Genomic DNA, 280 nt, shown 5'->3' on the forward strand with positions numbered 1-280 from the left:
TGTTCATAAATATTTCCCCGGAATTTGGAATAATAATAAACAATATCTTCAATCAGTTGGAGCATAAACTCGGCTCCATAGCCATTATATAGGTCAGGATGGGTAGAGAAGATATCTTCAAAATTCTTATAAAACACAAAGAGACCTTTGCGCATATTAATACCGTAGATATCAGTGATATTATCTTTGACCCCCATAGCATTAATATATCCATGCTCAGGAACCTTAAAGTTGAGTTCACGTAGAAGCCTTGTGCCGCAATCCTCAATATCCTCCACAT

The 280-nt window shown here is 36.4% G+C and carries 1 pseudogene; it reads right to left on the reverse strand.

The features are described 5' to 3' along the window. Positions 1-280: pseudogene (locus HMPREF2756_RS11335) on the reverse strand (hypothetical protein); the annotation flags it as partial.

The organism is Rothia sp. HMSC067H10, assembly GCF_001810635.1.
Classification (GTDB): Bacteria; Actinomycetota; Actinomycetes; order Actinomycetales; family Micrococcaceae; genus Rothia; species Rothia dentocariosa.